Origin of the sequence: Paenibacillus sp. XY044, assembly GCF_002257645.1 — a bacterium.
Lineage (GTDB): Bacteria > Bacillota > Bacilli > Paenibacillales > Paenibacillaceae > Paenibacillus_AQ.
The window spans coordinates 779,813-794,064 of the sequence record NZ_NQMO01000001.1 but is presented as its reverse complement, the minus strand read 5'-3'; the positions used below and the strand labels follow the sequence as shown (position 1 = coordinate 794,064).

The following is a 14,252-nucleotide window of genomic DNA, read 5'->3' as shown; positions in this document are numbered from 1 at the left end:
CCGGATGACCAACTCTATTTCAATCCGTATTTGCCCAGTAGACTGCGGGCGTCCTTGTTAATCTGGTCCACATCGGGCCCTTCTGCCGGTTCGTCGGTGATTCCATAAGCATTCTTCAGCTTAAGAACGGCGTATACCCGGTCATTGAGCACCTCTTCGGAAATCGTCCCGTCTTTTACAGCGTCCGTCAGCGCCTGAATGGCTTCCTTCTCCTTGGCGTAGTCATGACCAATGAGAATGATGTTTCCGCCCGCAAGGATGGCCCCGACCGAGGCTTTGCCGATGCTGTAATTTTTGTCGATCGCCCCCATCGTCATGTCATCCGAGATGACGACGCCCTTGAAGCCCAGCTCATTGCGGAGCAGATCCGTAATGACCGCTTTGGAGAAGGAGGCCGGGTGGTCCTTATCCAGCTTCGGCATCAGCAGATGCGCGATCATGACGACATCCGCCTGGTCTTTCACCGCAGCCTGGAACGGTACGAGCTCCAGCTTCCGCAATCTCGCCAAGTCGTGATTTACGACAGGCAGACCGATGTGGGAGTCAACGGACGTATCGCCATGCCCCGGAAAATGCTTCACGACCGGCACCACACGCTCCTCACGGATTCCCTCCATCGTAGCCTTGCCGAGCCGGGAGACCAGTTCGGCGTCGTCGCCGAAGGACCGGTCCCCGATCACCGGATTGTTCGGATTGCTGTTGACGTCCAGAACCGGCGCAAAATCCATGTTCAGTCCAAAGCCGGCCAGCTCCCGGCCGAGGATTTGCCCGATTCCATGGGACAAATCCGTGCTGTCCTTCCGTCCGATCGCCCGGTTAGTCGGCATGTCGACGAATTCGTCCGGCATCCGTGACACCCGGCCTCCTTCCTCGTCCACGCTCATCCACAGCGGCACGGGGTTGCCCTGGTTGTCCTTTTTGATGCCGTTAAACAAGCTCAGTGCCTGCTTCGTGCTGTCGATGTTATTTTTATAGAAAATAAAACCGCCGACGTAATACTTCTGCACGAGTTCACGGGTTTCTTCACTTGTTGCGGTTCCATCCATACCCACCAGCACAAGCTGGCCGACCTTTTCTTCGGTCGTCAGCTGGTTCAGCTGCTTAAGGACCGGATCGTCTGGAGTTGTGCCTGAGTCTCCCGGATTCGAACCCGTACCCGCTTCCTGGCCGCTGCCCGCCGGCGGGCTCGACGAATCCCCGCCTTGATTTGCCGTGGAATTCGGCCCACCGCTCCCTCCGGCTTCCTGTTGTCCGTTTGCACCCGTTTGTCCAGCTGAGTTATTTCCTCCGTGGGTTCCGGAACAGCCGGATGCGAGCATGACGGTCATCACGCATGCCATGCTGATTCGAAGCAGCTTGTGCATAGCCTTCACGTCCTTCCTTTCTGGGATAAGCTCTTCCTGCTTGTTCATCATTGACTTGGGGCGGAGAAATATACATGTCTCAGGCGCTACTATGCACCTGCCGCGATAATGCCCCACCAAATTTTTACGGCCGTGGCTGCGATCAGGACGGCGAGTGCGATTCTCAAAGATTTGACGTTGAGATGGCGGCTGACCATCGTCCCCACCGGTGCGCCGAGGATGCTCCCAAGCACGGTAAACAAGGTGGGCCACAATGGGATATGCCCGCCGGCTATTTTCCCGGATACGCCGCCGATGGCTGAGATAAACACGATCGCCAGCGAGGAAGCCACCGTCACCCGCACCGGAATCCGCAGCAGGGTCAGCATGATCGGAATCAGAATAAAAGATCCCCCTGCCCCGACAATCCCCGAGACGACGCCCACCAGCAGGGCGGAAACCGAGGAAATCCACGGATTATAATGCACCGATGCCAGCTGAACCTCCTCCTGAGTACCTCTTCCCGGAATCATCATCAAGACGGCTGCAATCACGGCCAGCACTCCGTAAATAATATTGATGCTCGAGCTGGGCAGATAGGCCGAGCTCAGGCTGCCTCCCAAACTGCCGATCAGAATACTCGCGCCCATGTTCATAATCAGCCCTTTGTGCATCAGCGGCTTCTCTTTCCGGCTCTGTCTGAGGAAAGCCAGCATTCCCGCCAAGGACGAGAAAAATACCTGGATCATGCTGATCGAGGAAACTTGCCGCGGACTGAACGTCTCTACGCCAAAAAGCTCCGGCACATAGAGCAGCAGCGGATAATTGATAATGGCTCCCCCGATGCCCAGCAATCCCGAGAAAAAGGAACCTGCCAGCCCGATGATAAACATAACGATATGTCCTGCTAAATCCATCTACTACACACCTCTGGATGACTGAATAGTTCGCAGCAAAAAACTCAAAATTAACACTATACGAATGAAACATTAGCGTTTATAATAAACCCAAGTAAATCAATGGGAATAGGATGGTGAATAAGCTTGTTTACGAAATTAAAAAGCTTGTTTGTAGACCGCTGCCCTTCATGCTCTGAGCCTTTAATTTCGAGCAAAGATCACCTGCGCGTCATCAAGAGCTGTCCGAATGACCATTATACGGAAGAGATTTACACCCATCTCCATGTGAGAATCGTTTACCATAAATGATGACAGGCCCGTGCTTTCGGGCACTGATACTTACGGCCAGATAGTTCCCCAGCCGGGAATATATCTGAGCCGTTTTTTTATGTATAGCGGCTCGTCCACAGCGGGTTTATCATAACATACTTGGCTGTGCTGAAGAAACCGATTAGAGAGACAACCCTCCCGCTCCGCTGGTATAATAGAACAATATTCCATTCATGATATCATCATTGAATTAAGGCGGTGTGCTAAATGAGCGTATTAGTAAACAAAGCTTGGGTGCTTGCCCGGATGTACGAGCCCGATGTGACGATCGTCGACTGCCGGTTCATGCTGGGACAGCCTGATGTCGGAAGAATTTCCTATGAGGAGAGCCACATCCCGGGAGCGGTATTCCTTGACCTGGAAAAGGATTTGTCTTCCTCTGTGGGTGAGCATGGCGGGCGGCATCCGCTGCCCAATACCGGTGAGCTTGCCGCAAAACTGGGGAAAATCGGCATTAACCGTGAAACCCGGGTCATCGCTTATGACGATCAGGGCGGGCTGTACGCCTCGCGCCTATGGTGGCTGTTGAGCTATATGGGGCATGATAGAGCGTTCGTCATGAACGAAGGTTTCAGTGCATGGAAGGATGCAGGCTACCCCGTCAGCAAGGAACAGCCAGTCCGAGTCCCATCGACCTTTACGGCTGAAGTGCATCCCGAAAAGCTCGTAAATCTGGAAGACGTCCGCCAGGCGATGAAGGATCCTTCGATCGTGATTCTGGATTCGCGCGAGTCCTCCCGCTACCTGGGTCTGAACGAGACGATCGACCATACCGCGGGCCATATTCCCGGCGCCAAGAACAAGTTTTGGAAAGGCGTTCTGCAGGACAACGGGGAATGGAAATCCCTCGAAGAGCTCAAAGACTACTATAAGGACGTACCGAGAGACCATGAGATTATCGTCTACTGCGGCTCGGGCGTGTCAGCATGCCCGAACGTCCTTGCCTTGACCGAGCTGGGATATCCGGATGTCCGGCTGTATGCAGGAAGCTGGAGCGACTGGATTTCGTACAGCGAAAACCCGATTGCTACGGGGGAAGATTAAAAGGAATAAGCCCGCGTCGGACGCGGGCTTATTTACTGTATTTCCTCATTATGTCGAGCCAACGGGCTCAAAATAATAGGGGTTGATCCTTAATTCGCTTTCACTTTGGAGAGCACTTCCGCGTCGAACTTCTTGGCCGTTTTGTCCAAGAGTTCCTTGACGTCGGTGTTCTTGTCGGAAAGAACGGCCTGCATCACCGTCGTAATCGCAGCGTAGTAATCTTGCGCGTTATACACCGCTTCTGGGTGTCCTTTCGCTACCGCAACCGACTGCTCATCCCGGGTGAATACCGTCTCAGGGTATTGCGCCAAAATTTCTTTCACTTTCTGACCGTATTCGGATTCCGAATTATAATACACGCCTGTAGGATCCAGGTAATAAATTTGGCTCTTCGATTTTCGGTCTTCCAGGACACGTTTCAATTCGTCGAGACCGCCTTGGTTAAAATAGTCCAGTGTCACATAGTTAAACGCGGCTTGCTGCACTTCCGGCGATTCCTGCGGATTGATCACGAGGTAATTGCCGCCCATAACGCCGACGTGATCCCCGCCTTTCTCCATGGAAGGCATCGGCAGCACCATCAGGTCTTCGCGCTTCATACCAGCTTCATTGACAGCCCCTTCGATGTCTTGTCCGAATACGATTGCCGCCCGCCCCTGCTTAAACAGATTGTACGTGTCGCTAATATTCAGCGCCCAGTTTTGCGGCAACGCGTTGGCTTCCCATCTGAGCTTCTGCAGAAATTCCATCGCTTTCACGCCTGCATCGGAGTTGAACGCCGACGTCACCTTGCCGTCTGCCACGTTTTCCTCCTGGCCTCCGGCTTGATACAGAAGGTTGGTCCAGTTCCACCCGCCCTCATTGCCTTTAGCCATGATGGCGAATCCTGCGATTCCTTTCGCCGGGTCAGCCGTGGCTTTCGCTGCGTTGTAGAAGTCTTCCCATGTCCATTCCGCCGTTGGCAGCGGAACATTCTTCGCCTCGAACAGCTTTTTGTTGATCATGACGCTCATGATATACCCGTCGGTAGGAATCGCATACAAATTGCCATCGATGGTTAGCGGGTCTAGGAGCTTCTGGTTAAAGTCATTCGCGTGCTCATACGTGGACATGAAAGGCGCAAGATCCGCTGCCCATTGGTGCTCCATAAGCGTTTTGCCTTCTGTAGCGAACGTATTAAATTCGGCTTGCGCCTGGTGAGCGGCCATCTTGATGCCAATTTCGCTCGGCGAATAATGCCAGTCGTTCTTCTTGATCGTTACGTTTGGATACTTCTCTTGGAATCGTTTGATCTTGCTTTCTTCCAAATCGATGGATTCCGGCGAGTCGGGCTTCGGATACTGAATGGTCATCGTAATCGGTTTGGCTTCAGACGAAGTATCGTTGCCGGATGCGTTGGTTTGGTCGCCGCTTTTTGCCTGGGTGATGCTTGCCGGTTCATTTTTGGTGCTGCTGCCGCCGCTGCTGCAAGCCGTAACCATAAGTGATAGCCCGAGCAGTGCCAGAAAGGCGTTCTTCCTTAAGGTTTTCAATATGTTTTTCCCCTTTCGAGAGCTGATAATAATGACAGGATCATCATACCGGGAATGAAATCGATGTTCGATGACGGATTCAAAGGATTGTTATGACCGATTCACCGAATCACCCTTTGACGCCTGCGATATTCAAACCGTGCATAATATTTTTTTGAAAAATAAGGAAAAAGATCAGCGGTGGAATCATGATGGCCGTAAGCACGCTGAATTTGACGTTCCAAGTCAGTTTCTGGGCGGTAACAATATCATAATAAACCAACGAGGAAATCGGATATTTCTCCTTCGCGGACAGGACCAGCGACGGCCAATACCAGTCATTCCATGTCGCCGTGAAAGCAAAGATCAGCAGCGTGGAGATGACCGGCAATGAGAGTGGTGCAGCGATGTTAAAGAAGCAGCGAAGCTCCGATGCACCGTCGATGCGCGCAGCTTCGAACAGTTCCTTGTTGATGCCGTCGAAAAAGCTCTTCAGCAGTAAAATATTGAACGCGCTAGCGCCCGCGGGCAGCCAAAACGCCCAATATGAATCGAGCAGACCCAGGCTCTTCAGGTTCAGAAAGTTCGGAATCAGGTACGTTGCGCTCGGAATCATCAGCGTGCTCATGAAGAACATCGTGACGATTTTTCGGTACGGAATCTTCATATGCGCAAGGCTGAACGCGGCCAATCCAGGAATCAACAGCGCGGAAGCCGCGTTGCCCGCATAAAGGATCAGCGTATTTCCGAACGCTCGCGCGATATTGACATAGGCAAATCCTTCGGAGTAATTGTGCCAAGCCAGATGGTGCGGGAAATAGGTCGGCGGAAAGACGAAAATTTCCTCACGCGTCTTTAGCGATCCGAAGACCGTCATCCCGAACGGGTACAGCATGGCAACGGCGATCGCCAGGAGCGCGAGCACCATGAATCCGTAGCCGATCTTGACGGGTATTTTATTCAAATCAAATGATGATACGATACTCCGTTCACGTACGGATTTGCTCATGCTTTAGGACTCCTTCCCTGGATGCGGTACAAAACGGTCGACAACAGCGTCAGTGCTACAAACATCATGACGCCCATGGCCGAAGCCTTGCCGTAATTGAGATTGGTAAACGCCTGGTTGATAATCTGATACATGTACGTCAACGTCGCGTTATTCGGCCCGCCACCGGTCAAGGCGACTTGCGTCTGGAAGCCTTGGGACGTCGAGATGAGCTGCAGGATAAAGAGCAGCAAGTACAAGTGCCGAATCCCCGGGATCGTAATATGCAAAATGCGCTGCATGACGCCGGCACCGTCAATCTCGGCCGCTTCATATAAATCTTTCGGAATACTGACGATGCCTGCAAGATAGATCAGCGCGGAAGCGCCAAAGCCTTGCCATGTCTCAGCAAGCACGATCGAGAACATCGCCCAATGCTTATCGGTCAGCCAATTGATACCGTTGATGCCGAACCAGGACAGTAACTGATTGAGCGGGCCAAGCGGGTCGTACATCCACATCCACATGGCGTATAGGGCGACCGCAGGCACGATATTGGGCAAATAAACGAATAACCGCATCAAGCCTTGCATCCGCCGTAGCTCCGAAATGGCAATCGCCACGAGGCTCGGAACCCAAAAACCGATGATGACGCCGAGAAACATATAAAAGAGCGTATTGCGGACAGCGATGCCCAGGTCGCTGCTCGTCAGCACCTCGCGGTAATTGTCCCAGCCGACGAACGAGTTGCCAAGCACGAAGTCGACGTTCTGGAAACTGTAGAGGATGCCCTTCACGATCGGCGTCCACAGAAACAGTCCGAACACGACGATAGCCGGGAACAAAAACGCGATACCCCAGATGTACTCCCTGAACTTCCTTGGCCGCCGGATGACGCCTCCCCTTTCTAGATGTTCTAATGCACGTGTTGCCAACCTTGCCACATCCTCTCCCTTGATGAATAGGAATATGGATCTAATTGTATAAGACACCCTTCCATATGCACATGATGTAACCTCCGGATCGTGTGACGCATTCTCATAGGTTCGCAGGCAAAGAAAAGAACCGCTCTAGGGCGGTTCTCCCGGTTATTTTACATAGATGGCAATCTCGCTTTCCGTACGGACGGCGGGCAGCCGGATCAACGCGCTCGTTCCGCCCTCCTCCCGCGCCGAGTATGACAGTCCGAAATCGCTGCCGAATCGTAATTGGATGCGCTGATGCACATTGCGGATCCCGAATCCCTTCTCAGGATTGGCGTTGCCGGACAGGAGCGCTTCGATTTTCAGCAAATCGACCGGACGGAATCCGTTGTCTTCGACCGTAATCAGGAGCAATCCTTCCGCCGTACGGATGTCGATCCAAACCTCCCCTTCTCCATCCATCTTGCCGATTCCGTGCAGTATGCAATTCTCGACGAGCGGCTGGATCAGCACTTTGGGAAGCCGATAATCCTCGGCGCCGGGTTCCATCTGGATATGGAATTGGAACGAGCCTTGATAGCGCTTCTCTTGCAGATGCAAATACGCCTCGACATGGCTCAGTTCCTCCCGGATCGTAATAATCTCTTGTCCCTTGCTTAAGCCGATGCGCAGCATCGTCGACAAGTCGCGTACCATATGAGCCACTTCAGGCACGCCGCCCTGAATGCCGTACCAGTAAACGGAGTCCAGCGTATTGTACAGCAAATGAGGGGTGATCTGCGAGTGCATCAGCATCAGCTCGGATTCCTTCTGTTTGATTTCCATCAAATATTTCTCTTGAATGAGCTGGTTTAACCGCTGCGTCATTTTGTGGAAGGAACGATACACGAATCCGATTTCATCCTTCCGGTCCGATTCAGCGAAGCTGGCCATCTCTTCGCCCGGTTCGTACGACTTCGAATATCTTGCCAATTTCGCCATCGGCCACAGGATCGACCTCCCCATATAGAAGAAAAAGATCAGAATCACGATTAAATAACCGATCGCGGAAATTCTGATAATTTCCTGCACCTCATTATGCGTACCGACGAGCTCGCTTAGTGGAATCTCGTAGACCAAGCGGTTATTGTAAGCCGCGCTGTCATGACTGATGATCATCAGCGACTTGGTCAGCGACACGCCAGGAACCAGCTCGTTTCCGCTGTGCGGGTCGACGAAGCGGGAACCTGTTGCATCGGTCCCTGCCAGCACCTCTCCTTCTGAGTCTACGAGAAATACGTCCGTTCCGGCCGGCAGTGCAAAAGCGTTCATGTCCGTCTCGAGCTTGTTCTCGATTTCCGTGGCGACCAGCACGCTGATCGTCTTCCGCGTCCGGGATATATCAGTTACGGCTCTTGTGTACGCCATGGTTAAACGCGGCTTCTGATTAAATCCGAAATGGTCGACGAGTGCCACCGATCCGGCTCCGTCCGCCTGAACAGCGTTTTTCAGCCAGGGGATGTCATCAAAATCCCGCACGAAAAACACGCCGGAATTCGATACGTTGGTCGATGGGGCAAATTGGTAATCCGACGGCCGGTCTGTCATGACGAAAAGAGAATACTTCACCTGCGAAGAATAGTCGGCGAGCAGCTTCTCCGTCGCCACGTATCGCTGCACAAGTTCCTGGTCTGGCAGCCTCTCGTCGTCGTTCCACGCTTGTACGAGCTTCGAGCTGAGGAGTGTGACCGATATTTCGTCAATAGATTCCAGTACCCTGTCCATCGTGGCGTGGTTTTGCCGGTTTAATTCGAAGAACGCCTTTCCCACCTGCTGCTTGATCGTCAGGTTCGCTTGGTTCGAAGCGATCCAGAAGATGAGCAGCATCGGGACGATAATGAGCAGGACAACGAATAACAACGCCTTTTTCATTAAGCTGTGTGATTTCGTAAGTCTGAACAATGGCAGTCACCCTCATTGACGGACGGTATTTGGACTTTCCCCATAAAAGCGTTTGAATATTCGACTGAAATGCTCGGGCGACTCATAACCGACTTCGTCCGCGATTTCATAGCGTTTCTTGGATGTGCTGAGCAGCAAATGCCGGGACTCTTCCATGCGCAGCGCCGTCACGAATTCCCAAACGGTCTCTCCGGCGATTCGCTTGAACAGATAGCTTAAGTAATTCGGGCTTAAATGAACATGATCCGCGATATCTTGAATTTTCAATCCTTTGTTCCGGAACGTCCGGCGAATATACTCCACTGCTTGCTGCACGATCACGCGATCACGGTCGTCCATGGAGGTCTGGACGAGCGCAGCCGCTTCGGTAAGGAACAACTCCAAGCGCGGCTTTATCGCGATTCCTGACAAGTGGCCTTGAAAATAATCGAGCGGATCGAGTGCCAAATAGCGTTCACCTACCGTCTCTTTCATGTCCAGCAGCATGGCGTACACTCGATAGGCGATGCTAAGGGCAATGCCTGTCGTTGATTCGTACGTATCAAACACGGGAGCCATGCCCGAGATGAAGCGAAGGATGTTTTCACGCCGTTCTTCGTCCCTGCGGCCCGTCTTCATCCATTCGATGAATCGTTCGGTCTTCTCCTGCCAATCGACGCGAATGAACGCCTCTTTCATCGAGAAGTCTTCGGCGTAGAACACGTTGTGCGTATCGTACAAACTGCGCCACTTCGCGGCTTCCACAGCTTGCCGGCTGCATGCGGGCAGCTGCTGTAGGCCGAAACGCGGCGGGCTGACGCCGATAACCGGTTCTATGCGCAGGCAGTGCGAGATATTGTTCGCTACGGTTGTCGCGAGCAGGTTCAATTTAGTAACATGCTCCGACCTGTCCGGCAGGTTGTCGGACTCACCGCCGAATTGCAGGATCGTATAAATCCGATTTCCTTGTCCGAAGAACGTGACCGCGTTCCAATCCGAGGTGGTCTCCTCGATAATGTTGTACGCTGCGTACTTCATTAAATTTTGGTCGCGGAACGTCTTGATTGCGTCGCCTTCCCGACCAGCGCTTTCCCAGAGCAGCTCCACGGCAAACATGGCAAAGTAAGGTCCCGCAAGCTTAACCTCGATCTGTTCGAACAGGAAGGGATCGTCATCCGAAGGAATCAGAGACCCCGCGATCACTTCATTCAAGATATACGTCCGGATTGAAGTCATGCCGGTCAACGAAAATTTGTGCCTGAGCGAATCTTCGACGATCCGCTTGTATTTCTCATGCCGATCTGATAGCACACGGCCAACCACCTGAACAAGCTGATCGAGCAGCACCGGCTTAATCAGATAATCCCTTGCTCCGAGACGGATGCAATTCTGGGCATATCCGAATTCATCATGCGCCGATATGACCACGACCGGAATTTCCGGCTTCTCCGACAAGATCGACTCCATGAGCTCGATCCCGTTCATCCCGTCCATCTGAATGTCGGTCAGAACAAGATCGACGGATTCCATGCGAACGTAATCAAGTGCTTCGTAGCCGTTCCACGCGGTCAGCACCTGGGTGATATTCAGACCTGAAGCTTCCAGCGAGGCTTTGATGCCCCGGCACACGATCGCTTCGTCGTCAACGACTAGAACAGTATACAATTGAGCGTTCATCTCCTTATGTGTAGTGAAGAATGAAGAGGTTCTATTATTGTAAAATCAGCTACAGCTCGGGTCGATGATGGATCCTACGGTTCTTGTGACGAATCCGTGTATGCGCTTACCTATTAATGATCCTACTATATGGGAACTTTTGATAGGCTGCAATGAAAAAAAGTCCGCCTGGGAGCGGGGCGCATCCCAGACGGACTTTGATTTTCATCGTGATATATCCATTTGAAGCAGTTGTCTTACTTTTCGAGGTCAACCAGCGTCAGATCCCCGAATTCACTTGGATCCTTGGCATCTCCGATTCCGTTCGCGTAGTGAATCCAACCGCGGCGCGACTGACCGTCGTTATCGTTAACCAGGAAAGAGAAGCCGAGATCCAGTCCTTCATGAGGCGTCATGCCATCCGGCAAGATCTCAGACCATGGAATCGCCATTTCATAGACGGTTTTATCGCCGACCCTTTGAATCGCATTTTTCGTTTCGGTGAGTACTCCAGTGAACTTCCCTGGTACGGCGATCCAGCGATAGTTCTGCACAGATCCGTCGTTGTTCAAGGCGAATCCCAGCTCGTTGTAGCCGCAGGAACCAGCGCCGTTGATTCTGCAGGGGTCAATTCCGATTTGAATGCCGTCCGCCTGCCATGTGCTGCCGTCCGTGTACGGCTGATGGTGCACGTCGTCGGTCACGCGGAATGCTAAATAGAGATAGTCGGCATCCCACTTCGTACGGAATTCCGCACTTAAATCCGAAGGCCCCCGCCAATCCGTGATGCCATCCACTTGCGCTGCCGTATCGATGACCCCGACCGGGGCATTTCCCCACTCTTCGTCTGTCATGTTCCCGTCGATCGTCATTGGGGACTGATCCCGAACCGCCGTGCGCAAATCGTTGATCACTTGATTGATTTCAAACGCATCGCCGGCATCCGGCTGCACACTGATTTTCACCGAAATGCCATCCTTGATCGCGTTCTCGGGAACCGGCAGATCGATAACTTGCGTTTCACCAGGGTTAATCGCCGGATAGGACACGGGTTCCGTCTTGCTCGCCCAATTCTCCGGTTGAAGCAGACGAAGCGTTCCTGCAGGCAAAGACCGATTCGAATAATGGTTTTGAATGCCGATCGATAATTTCCAATCGTTCAAATGGTTCGCATCGACCGGCTTCATGGTGACCGTAACATCAATCGGTTTGATCTTCTTGACGTTGATCTTGAACTGCGCGATCTTTTTGCCTTTTCCATCTTGGGCCTCAATTCCGATCGATTCGGCATCGCGCTGCCAGTTTACAGGTACCGCGATGGTCAACACGTCGGCGTCGACCCCTTTATTGAACTTGCCGCCGTTCACCAGCGTCCATCCTGCGGGCAAATCCACGTGATAGGAGCCTGCGATTTCAGAGCCTGCGGCAGATCGGGTGATGTCTACATTTACGGTATCGCCGGCCACGACATTGATCTCTTCATTCTCTGCTTGGAATAACGGCTCGGTCAGAGACAGATGATCGCTGAAATTGCCTACGTAATACACGGGCTCCTCCGTTGAGGTGACCGTCAACACGTTATGAACGGTCATCATATCCGTTGGATTTCCGAATAAATCGACGGATTGCAGTTTATCGCTGCCGGTATTCAATCCGATTGTCTGCTGCTTGGATCGGGTCCATGCGGCAAGGATGTCCTTATTGTCGGAGTCGCGATGGAATTTCAGCAACCGGAGGTTATCGTCCAGTTGATATTCTTTCACGAACTTCGCGCCAGACAACAGGTTCTCATTAGCTGCCAACGCCACATATGCCGGCTTAGCCGAGTAAGGTCCCCGCTGGCTCAGCAAGCCGAAGTTGCTTTCGTAATCTTCTGCGTTCATGCCATCGTTCAGCAAATCATACCAGAAAATCCTATCGACGACGCCCGGGTGCGCAAGCAGCAATGTTTTGACCTGCGTCGCGAAAGCAGCCTGCTTAAGCTCGCCATAATTGCCCGCGCTCCAGCCCACTTCCGAAATCCACATCGGCTTCTCGAAACCAAGCTTCTTGAACGATTCTTTGACGCGGAGCATCGTTTCCGCGAATTTGGCGCCTTCCGGTCCGGCTGCTGTATACGGATGGAAGGATATCACATCCATGTAATCGCCGCCGCCTGCTTTTAACAATTGCTCCAGCCAGCCGTAGTCGGAAGCGGCTACCGCGCCCGCCAATACGGTCGCCTGCGGATTGGCCTCCTTGATGGCCTTATATGCTTCCTTCTGAAGCGCATAATATTCAGCAACGCCAAGGCCGTCCCCGAAGCTGCCGTTCCATTCGTTCCATATTTCGAAATAGCCCACCTTGCCTTTCAAATGCGCAACGACCGCTTTGCAATAATTGGCGTAAGCTTCGATCGCTTCTTTTGAATGCGGCGCTTTGCCGCCGTCGTACATGGGGTTGCCGAAGTTCAGCTCGATAAGCGGCACGATGCCGTTTTTGATTTCCGTATCCAGATACTTGTCGTAGCTCTCGGGGAACGTATAGACCCCTTTGGTTTTCTCCACTTCGCTCCAGTAGTATTCATCTCTCGTATAGCGAACCCCGATATCCTTCAACAAGGGCGAGAGCTGCGCCGCATCGTAGATGCCTCCCCAGGCCATATGCGCTTGAACCCCCAATATGCTGCTCGGGATCACGGAAGTTTGGTTTGATTGCTCAATGACACTGAACGGAACGTCTTGATGAATTTGGGTCATCCCTTCCTCATCCGTTGCATCAACGATCAGCGTGTATACGCCTTTGTCTTTCACGTCCAACTTCAACTTTTCAACCGTTTTCTTGCCGTTCGCATCCGTGGACAAAGAGAACTTGCCGTTCTTTACAGGACGCTCGTTGACGTCAAGGACTTGATAGGTGCCCGACAGCTTCTTCTTCTGGGTAAATTCGTTCGTAAATGCTAGATCGATCTCCGGCTTCTCTTTATAGTCAAAAATATTGCCCGTTTTCTTCGACGAAGCGGTCATCGTCACACGTTTCAGCTTCTCGACTGAAATTGAGCCAATCGTAATCGGCTTCGGGCTCTTGCCCATCGAAGGAGCCCAGATGGCGACCCTGAAATCGGCGCCCTCCGATTCGTTGGCAAATTTGGCATCGTCCAGGATGAATTTATGTACCAGCCACTGCTTCGTGCCCGTCAAATGGACCGTGTCCGATTCCTTCCATGTCGTTTCGATTGAATTATAGGCCACGGTAAACGTCCCGTCCGTACTGTCATCGAAATATTTCACATCGACTTCCACCAGGTTGTTTCCGCCATAAATATAGGAGTCGTCAACGTTTACGCGCAGGAATCCCGGACTTTCTTCCGGATTAATCTCCCATCCCTCCTGCCCGAGCTGCGTAATGACCTTGACCGGGCCACCGATCGTCTCAACGTTCATTAACGAGGATTGTAAGGTCGTACCCAAGATGGCGTAGCTTTCAGGCATCTTGTCGTCGGCAAAGGACGCTGTCGGAAAGACGTAAAACAGCATGGTCAAAGCGAGAATACCGATACGTTTTCTCATTCCGGTTTTTCCTCCTTTTATTGTCGTGTAAGTGTGCTCGTCCAAATTCATTTCGATCGTGATTCCCCATAATGACGTTCCTTATCCTTC

Annotated in this window: 9 protein-coding genes; 1 reads left to right on the top strand and 8 read right to left on the bottom strand. The window is 52.4% G+C overall.

Features of this window, described 5'->3' with window-relative positions; genetic code table 11:
• Positions 1 to 14 precede the first annotated feature (14 nt).
• Positions 15 to 1,364 (bottom strand): beta-N-acetylhexosaminidase, encoded by a 1,350-nt coding sequence (gene nagZ, locus CJP46_RS03815; protein WP_256992173.1) that lies wholly within the window; start codon positions 1,362 to 1,364, stop codon positions 15 to 17.
• Between the two features lie 89 nt (positions 1,365 to 1,453).
• Entirely contained in the window at positions 1,454 to 2,260 is an 807-nt protein-coding gene (locus tag CJP46_RS03810) for a sulfite exporter TauE/SafE family protein (protein ID WP_094594255.1), read from the bottom strand.
• 519 nt (positions 2,261 to 2,779) lie between these two features.
• Here CJP46_RS03810 and CJP46_RS03805 point away from each other — a divergent pair.
• A complete protein-coding gene (locus CJP46_RS03805; protein WP_094594254.1) occupies positions 2,780 to 3,616 on the top strand; it encodes a sulfurtransferase in 837 nt (278 codons plus the stop codon).
• Positions 3,617 to 3,705: 89 nt separating this feature from the next.
• Here the strand turns inward: CJP46_RS03805 and CJP46_RS03800 are convergent, their stop codons facing one another.
• The 6 genes from CJP46_RS03800 to CJP46_RS03775 form a co-directional block, all read right to left on the bottom strand.
• Positions 3,706 to 5,148: an ABC transporter substrate-binding protein gene (locus CJP46_RS03800; protein ID WP_256992172.1), complete on the bottom strand. Its 1,443-nt coding sequence runs from the start codon at positions 5,146 to 5,148 to the stop codon at positions 3,706 to 3,708.
• A gap of 109 nt (positions 5,149 to 5,257) precedes the next feature.
• A complete protein-coding gene (locus CJP46_RS03795; RefSeq protein WP_094594253.1) occupies positions 5,258 to 6,136 on the bottom strand; it encodes a carbohydrate ABC transporter permease in 879 nt (292 codons plus the stop codon).
• Positions 6,133 to 7,059: a carbohydrate ABC transporter permease gene (locus tag CJP46_RS03790; RefSeq protein ID WP_373557953.1), complete on the bottom strand. Its 927-nt coding sequence runs from the start codon at positions 7,057 to 7,059 to the stop codon at positions 6,133 to 6,135. Before CJP46_RS03790 ends, CJP46_RS03795 begins: the two co-directional genes overlap by 4 nt.
• A gap of 144 nt (positions 7,060 to 7,203) precedes the next feature.
• Positions 7,204 to 8,979, bottom strand: coding sequence for a sensor histidine kinase (locus CJP46_RS03785; RefSeq protein WP_094594252.1), 1,776 nt, complete (start codon positions 8,977 to 8,979; stop codon positions 7,204 to 7,206).
• Positions 8,980 to 8,991: 12 nt separating this feature from the next.
• On the bottom strand, positions 8,992 to 10,623 hold the full coding sequence (locus tag CJP46_RS03780) for a response regulator transcription factor (RefSeq protein ID WP_179281021.1): 1,632 nt from the start codon (positions 10,621 to 10,623) through the stop codon (positions 8,992 to 8,994).
• A 248-nt stretch (positions 10,624 to 10,871) separates the two neighbouring features.
• A complete protein-coding gene (locus CJP46_RS03775) occupies positions 10,872 to 14,162 on the bottom strand; it encodes a sugar-binding protein (RefSeq protein ID WP_179281020.1) in 3,291 nt (1,096 codons plus the stop codon).
• Between the last annotated feature and the right edge of the window lie 90 nt (positions 14,163 to 14,252).

What these genes read in the sequence shown, in the direction of transcription:
- nagZ (WP_256992173.1), bottom strand. Translation starts at nt 1,364, where the DNA reads ATGCACAAGCTGCTTCGAATCAGCATGGCATGCGTGATGACCGTCATG.
- CJP46_RS03810 (WP_094594255.1), bottom strand. Translation starts at nt 2,260, where the DNA reads ATGGATTTAGCAGGACATATCGTTATGTTTATCATCGGGCTGGCAGGT.
- CJP46_RS03805 (WP_094594254.1), top strand. Translation starts at nt 2,780, where the DNA reads ATGAGCGTATTAGTAAACAAAGCTTGGGTGCTTGCCCGGATGTACGAG.
- CJP46_RS03795 (WP_094594253.1), bottom strand. Translation starts at nt 6,136, where the DNA reads ATGAGCAAATCCGTACGTGAACGGAGTATCGTATCATCATTTGATTTG.
- CJP46_RS03775 (WP_179281020.1), bottom strand. Translation starts at nt 14,162, where the DNA reads ATGAGAAAACGTATCGGTATTCTCGCTTTGACCATGCTGTTTTACGTC.